Here is a 6,000-nt window from a genome sequence, read left to right on the forward strand (position 1 = left end):
TTGCGGATGAACTCGTTTCGTCTCATCACATAAAAATCCGGCAAGGGCTGCTCGACGCCTCCCTTGCCGGTCAGGTGGGGAAGTGAGCATGGATCAATTGCGCAGATATTCCTCCATGGAATCGTCGAGCGCGTCAACCCAGGGCGTATGATGTGTCGGCGACATGGTGCCGGTCATCAGTGAGCGGTAGGCGTGGTCGCGGAAGCCCATGATGTTTTCCGCCTTGTGATGCTCCCATTCCATGAAGGTCCTGTTCGTGCCTTCGATATCGAAGCTCGGATAATCGGTCTCGGCGAGCAACTCCTTCACATAGTCGCCCTGATACCAAATCATCTGCTCGGCATCCTCAAGCGTTTCCTCGCGGGCGCGCCACTTGTCGAAGTTCGCCTGCAGTTCCGCTTCGGGCGGCAGCTTGATGCGGCCCATCATGACATCGCGCGCCCACCAAGCCTGCACGTCGAACATGTTGAAGGTGTAGAACTGATCCTGCATGCCGATATAGAAGAGCTGCGGATTCTTATCGAAGATCACACCCTTGTAGAGGTGGTCAGCCCAGAGGCGATTTGCCGTCTTCAGCCGAAGATCATCCGGCAGGAAGGGGAAATGGTGCTGATAGCCTGTGCAGAGGATTAGCGCGTCGACATCCTTCGATGAGCCATCGAGGAAATAGGCCGTCTTGTTTTCAAGACGCGTCAACAGCGGCCGCTCCTCGAAATTCTCAGGCCATTTGAAGCCCATCGGCTTGGAGCGATAGCTCGTCGTCACCGACTTTGCCCCATATTTCCAGCATTGCGAGCCGATATCCTCGGCCGAATAGCTGCGGCCGACAAGCAACACGTCCTTGCCCTTGAACTCCAGCGCATCGCGAAAATCGTGGGCATGCAGCACGCGGCCGTTGAAGGTCTTCACCCCTTCGAAATAGGGCACGTTCGGCGTCGAGAAATGACCAGAGGCAACGACGACATAGTCGAACACCTCGTCATACATCCGGTCCTGAGGGCGATCATGCGCGGTTACCGTGAACTTCTTCGTCTCTTCATCGAAGCGCACCATGCGCACCGGCGTGCTGAAGCGCACCCATTTGCGCACGTCAGCCTTTTCGACGCGGCCCTTGATATAGTCCCAGAGCACGGCACGCGGCGGATAGGAGGCGATGGGCTTGCCGAAATGCTCCTCGAAGGAATAATCGGCAAATTCCAGGCATTCCTTCGGGCCGTTCGACCATAGATAGCGATACATGCTGCCATGCACCGGCTCGCCATATTCATCGAGGCCCGTGCGCCAGGTATAGTTCCAAAGGCCACCCCAATCCGCCTGCTTTTCAAAGCAGACGACCTCCGGGATATCAGCACCCTTCCTCGCGGCCGATTGAAAGGCCCTTAGCTGGGCAAGGCCCGAAGGGCCGGCACCGATAACGGCAACTCGTGTCATGTGGCATTCCCCTTCTCGATTATGTCGAAGTTCTTATCGCATGCAGTCGTTTCGCGCCGTGTCGGCATCAATCCGGAAAAATGCCGGGACTGGTCGGGGCGCCGTCGTCATATTTCGATAGCCAGTCGATCGTGGTCTGGCGGAAGCGCGTCAGGCCCTTGTAGTCGATGAGCTCCGGCGGCAGGGTTTTCAGCACGCGCGGGAAGCGGCGCGCCCATTTAGGCACGGTGACAAGCTCATTCATGTTCATCAGATAGCAGCGGATGACGAAGAGAATGGCGTTCGAGCGCGGTAGGCGCCACAGGCTTTGCAATTCTACGCGCAGGTGCACCTTCTCGCCGACATTCTCGGGCGTCACGGTGGTGCGATCCGGACCCCATTTCGGGTAGTTTTCGGGGCTGGTATCGAGGCGCGGATTGATTGTCATCGTCCAGTTGAACCGGCGCGTCGGCTTGCCCTGCTGCAGGTTCAAGAGGAATTTCAGCGCGCGGTCGAAGACGCCGATCTGGTGGGCGAGCGGCACCGGCCCATGCCATTCCATGAAATTCATGCCGATATCGAAATCAAGCGACCAATCGGCCTGGGTGGTGACCATACCCGCATCCATCCAGAGATTGCCGTCACGCTGATCGACAATGCAGAAATCACCCTGCGCCTGGCGGCTGATGTATTCGAAGGGTTCGTAAGGCAACGTGGACGCATCGCCGAAGGTGAAGGTGTCGTCTATGCCGAGCGGCCTATTGATCCAGCGCCATTGATCGCCATTCCTGGTGAGCGTGAAATGTTCGGGATAGCCGGCCGCCTGCTGTTCCATTAGCAGTTCCAGCGTGTCCCATTGCGCCGTCATCATGTGCGGCAGCGCCTGATAGCGTAAGGGATCTTCCTTCAGCACCAGAGCCCGGTCATGCATCTCGGCGACATAGTGTTCATCGACGTCGATGAGGCTTTCATAGACCGTGTTCTTCCGCCCTTTCACATGCGGTTCCATGTTGACCGAATACATGTATTCGTCGCGATCGAAGGGGAACGGAAAACGCCGGATATTTTCCGGACTGTTGCGGTAGGTAAAGTCGTCCCGAAACGTTTCCTGCTTGAAGGCGATTGCCATGCCCATTCTCCTGGATATCGGCCGAATGCTTAGAGGTCGAGATGCAGCGCGCTTCCCTCGAAGCGGGAGACGCAGATCATCACCTTTCGGCCAGAGGCCTTTTCTTCATCGCTCAGATAGACGTCATTATGCAGAAGCTTGCCGTCGCAGACAGCAACAGCCGTCTCGCACTGCCCGCAGGCGCCGCCGCGACAGAGAAAGGGCGCATCGACACCCGCGGCCTCGATCGCTTCCAGCATGCTTTCGTGATGGCCGACGTGAACGGTCTTGCCCGACCGCGTCAGCATGATGGAGAAGGGCTTGCCGGGCTGCGACGACAGGAAGCGTTCGGAATGCAGGTTCTGTTCCGGCCAGCCGGCCTCGATGCCCGTTTTCAACACGCCGTCGATCATGCCGGCCGGACCGCATACGTAGAGATGCGTGCCGAGCGGCTGACTTTCGAGCAGAGGGGCGACGGGGATGAAATTGCGATCGGCATCGCAATAGATCTTCACCCGCTGCGGTCCATATTGCTCGACAAGCTCGCGGCAATAGGCGCCACGATCGAGCGAACGCACGGCATAATGCAGCTCGAAATTCGCGCCCTCGCGCGAGAACTGCCGCATCATCGCGATGAAGGGCGTAATGCCAATGCCGCCGGCGATCAAAAGGTGCTTGCGCCCGCGCCAGTCCGGCTGAAAGAGATTGACGGGATAGCTGACCTTGAGCTCGTCACCCTCCCTCACTTTCTCATGCATGAAGGCGGAACCGCCACGCGAGTCCTCGACGCGCAGCACGCTGATCTCATAGGCCGAGCAATCATGCGGCGGCGACATCAGCGAATAGGCGTTGCGGCGAACATGACCCTCATCGTTCATCGAGACGATGACATGGGCGCCGCCGGAGAAATAAGGCATCGGCGCGCCGTCGAGACGCTCGAAGCGGAAACGCTTGATGCGATCGGCGACCGGCGTCACCTTCGCGACACGAACCGGAATTTCCGTACCACCGCTCACAGGAACAACTCCTCGGGATCAGGCGCAGTGCCGGGCTCTTCCGCATCGATGTTGACGCCCTGAAAGGCGCCGAGGCGGCGCGAATAGTGGTCGCGCACCAATAGCGGAAGCCCGCAATGGCTGCAGGTAAAGGGACTGTGCGTGACATCGTCGGTGATGCCCTTGCAGTGGACGCATTGCACGCGGCGAGCCAGCGAACCGCGATGCTCCGTGATGATCGAGGCATGATCCATGCCGTAGTCGAGCGCCACCATCATCGCCTGGCCGATAAAGCCCTCGGTGCCGGCGATATAGAGCCGCGTGCCCATATGCGCCGTTGCAAGGGAGGCCTTCAGGCGGAAAAGCAATGTCGCGATCGTCGGCGCCGTGAAGAACATATCGGCGCCGAGCCCGCGCAGGGCTTCGTCATGACCCCTGCCTTGCGAGCCGCGCGCGACATAGAGGATTTCGCTGCGCGACAGGATGGTATCGTCAAACCCGGCCATCTGGTCGAGGAGGGCATTGGCCCCCTCGCCTTCCAGCGCGAACAGATGCCGCCGGGCATGCGGCTGGATGGAGAGGCCCTTGTAGACCGGTCGGCTCTTGATGCCTTCCACAAGCATGAGCGCCTCCTTAACCGATAGCCGTCCTCTTCTTCTTTTCCGGATCGTCAAACGGCAGCGTATGGGCAATCGCGCTTGCGTTCAGGCTCTTGCCGCGTACTTCCAGCTTCGTGCCCTGCACGGCCTTGTCGACATCGAGGCGGGCGATCGCCATCGATTTCTTCGTCAGGGTCGAATAGCAGGGGCAAGTGATGACACCGACCTTTTTGCCCTCGGCATAGACGTCGTCGCCGAGATCGGCCGGACCGTCTGCATCGATCAGCATACCGAAGATCTTGAAGCGTTCCTTGCCCTTGAGGCGGGCATGTTCTTCGGCGCCGCGGAAACCCGTCTTTCCCGGGCTGACCGTGAAGTCGAGGCCGAGCTCCCACAGGCTATCGCCGGGCGGCTGGTCCGCGAAGGGGTACATCTGCGAGTTATCGTAGGGATAAAAGAGCAGATAGCTTTCGACGCGCAGCATGTCGAGGACGCTGAAGCAGCAGGGGATGATCCCCATCTCCTCGCCTTCCGCGACGATACGATCCCAGACCATCGGCGCATCCTGGCCGCGCACGAAGATCTCATAACCGCGCTCGCCGGTATAGCCGGTGCGCGAGATCATCACAGGCGCACCGAACAGCGTCGTCTGCATGTGATGGAAATATTTGAGATCTCGGATGCCAGGGACGTATTTGGCAAGGTAGTCAACAGCGATGGGACCCTGCAGCGACAGATCGTGCAGATCGTCGTCAAAGAGGACAGCGCAGTTGCGGCCGGCCGCCTGCTTGAGCACTTCCTCGTGGCCTGAGCCCGAACCATGCACCAGCATCCAGGAATTCGGACCGGTGCGGTAGACGATGCAGTCGTCGGTGAAGTAGCCGCGATCGTTGAGCATCGCGGCATAGACCGAGCGGCCGGGATAGATCTTCGACATGTCGCGGGTGGTGATATAGTCGAGCACGGCAATGGCGTGCGGTCCAACCAGATGCACTTTCTTGAGGCCGGAAACGTCCATGATGCCGGCCTTGGTGCGGATCGCGACATGCTCCTGCGACATGTCCTTCTCGTAGGTCCAGGCGGTTCCCATGCCGCTCCAATCCTCGAGTTTCGATCCGAGAGCACGGTGCCGGTCCGCCAAGGCGGAGAAACGCCATGATAATGCCATTTCGTTCCCTCTTTTTCTTCTATGGAATATTTATTTCCTGACTATAATCGTCTTTCGCGCCTTGGCAAGCCGATCCGGAGGGTTTTTCTTGGCCGTCCGGATGGTATTTCGCTCTCAAAACCTCGGCGGCTTCTGACCAGCGGCGCGATGGGCAGCGATGACGGTATTGGCCATCAGCATGGCGATCGTCATCGGTCCGACGCCGCCGGGAACCGGCGTGATCGCGGCGGCGGCTTCGGATGCTTCACCATAGGCGACATCACCCACCAGCCGGCTCTTGCCCTCGCCGTGCTCCGGCGCATCGATCCGGTTGATGCCGACATCGATAACGGTGGCACCCGGCTTCACCCAATCGGCCTTGACCATCTCGGGACGGCCGACGGCTGCCACCAGAATATCGGCACCCTTTGCGACGGAGGAGAGATCCTTCGTGCGCGAATGCGCCGTCGTGACAGTCGCATTGGCGGAAAGCAGCAATTGCGCCATCGGCTTGCCGAACAGGTTGGAACGGCCGATGACAACGGCATTGAGACCCGACAGGTCCTCGCCATGGATGGAGCGCACCAAAAGCATGGCGCCGGCCGGCGTACAGGAGATCAGCCCGGTTTCGAGATCGCCGGTTGCAAGCTTGCCGGCATTGACCACATGCAGGCCATCGACATCCTTCTCAGGACGGATCGACTGAATGATGTCATCCGAATTCAGATGCTTCGGCAGCGG

Annotated in this window: 6 protein-coding genes; all 6 read right to left on the reverse strand. The window is 59.4% G+C overall.

The annotated features are described in order from the left end of the window. Positions 1 to 93 precede the first annotated feature (93 nt). Positions 94 to 1,431 (reverse strand): NAD(P)/FAD-dependent oxidoreductase, encoded by a 1,338-nt coding sequence (locus FBZ97_RS30060; RefSeq protein ID WP_145323254.1) that lies wholly within the window; start codon positions 1,429 to 1,431, stop codon positions 94 to 96. 67 nt (positions 1,432 to 1,498) lie between these two features. Beyond that, positions 1,499 to 2,539 (reverse strand): DUF3445 domain-containing protein, encoded by a 1,041-nt coding sequence (locus FBZ97_RS30065; protein WP_145323256.1) that lies wholly within the window; start codon positions 2,537 to 2,539, stop codon positions 1,499 to 1,501. A 29-nt stretch (positions 2,540 to 2,568) separates the two neighbouring features. Beyond that, positions 2,569 to 3,534, reverse strand: a complete 966-nt coding sequence (locus tag FBZ97_RS30070) for a PDR/VanB family oxidoreductase (RefSeq protein ID WP_145323258.1) — start codon at positions 3,532 to 3,534, stop codon at positions 2,569 to 2,571. Next, positions 3,531 to 4,136 carry a dimethylamine monooxygenase subunit DmmA family protein gene (locus FBZ97_RS30075; RefSeq protein ID WP_113391198.1) on the reverse strand — a complete coding sequence of 202 codons (606 nt, stop codon included), beginning with the start codon at positions 4,134 to 4,136 and terminating at the stop codon, positions 3,531 to 3,533. Before FBZ97_RS30075 ends, FBZ97_RS30070 begins: the two co-directional genes overlap by 4 nt. Before the next feature lie 10 nt (positions 4,137 to 4,146). Beyond that, positions 4,147 to 5,280 carry an aminomethyltransferase family protein gene (locus FBZ97_RS30080; protein ID WP_145323260.1) on the reverse strand — a complete coding sequence of 378 codons (1,134 nt, stop codon included), beginning with the start codon at positions 5,278 to 5,280 and terminating at the stop codon, positions 4,147 to 4,149. 114 nt (positions 5,281 to 5,394) lie between these two features. Continuing rightward, the coding region (locus tag FBZ97_RS30085) for a bifunctional methylenetetrahydrofolate dehydrogenase/methenyltetrahydrofolate cyclohydrolase (protein ID WP_145323262.1) at positions 5,395 to 6,000 on the reverse strand (606 nt) is incomplete at its 5' end.

The organism is Rhizobium sp. ERR 942, assembly GCF_007828395.1.
Taxonomy (GTDB): domain Bacteria; phylum Pseudomonadota; class Alphaproteobacteria; order Rhizobiales; family Rhizobiaceae; genus Rhizobium; species Rhizobium dioscoreae.